We start from the raw sequence: 247 nt of genomic DNA, 5'->3' as shown, positions 1-247 counted from the left end.
GCGAGCCGCATGTTCTCCTCGGTGCGCGCCTTCATCGAGCCGGAGACGTCGATCAGGAACAGGATCTTGCGCGGGCGCTGGCGGCGGCGCATCCGGCCGAGCCGCAACACTTCGCCGTCGTTGCGCAGACAGCCACCAGCGATCCGCTGCGAAAACTGTCGCGCGAAGCGGCAAAACGGCTGCCGCGGCGGCGCGGCCACCGGCGGCGCCGCGCGCGCTCTGGCCCGTTCGCCGACCTGCGCCGCAC

1 protein-coding gene is annotated in these 247 nt (G+C 72.9%); it reads right to left on the bottom strand.

The genetic code is table 11. The annotated features are described in order from the left end of the window. A partial coding sequence (locus FNJ47_RS55175; protein WP_430649495.1) for a VWA domain-containing protein occupies nucleotides 1-200 on the bottom strand: 200 nt, incomplete at its 3' end. Nucleotides 201-247 lie beyond the last annotated feature (47 nt).

Source organism: Bradyrhizobium uaiense, assembly GCF_010811875.1.
In the GTDB taxonomy this organism is placed as follows: domain Bacteria; phylum Pseudomonadota; class Alphaproteobacteria; order Rhizobiales; family Xanthobacteraceae; genus Bradyrhizobium; species Bradyrhizobium uaiense.
The sequence above is the reverse complement of the archived record's forward strand: the minus strand, read 5'-3'. Positions and strand labels throughout refer to the sequence as shown.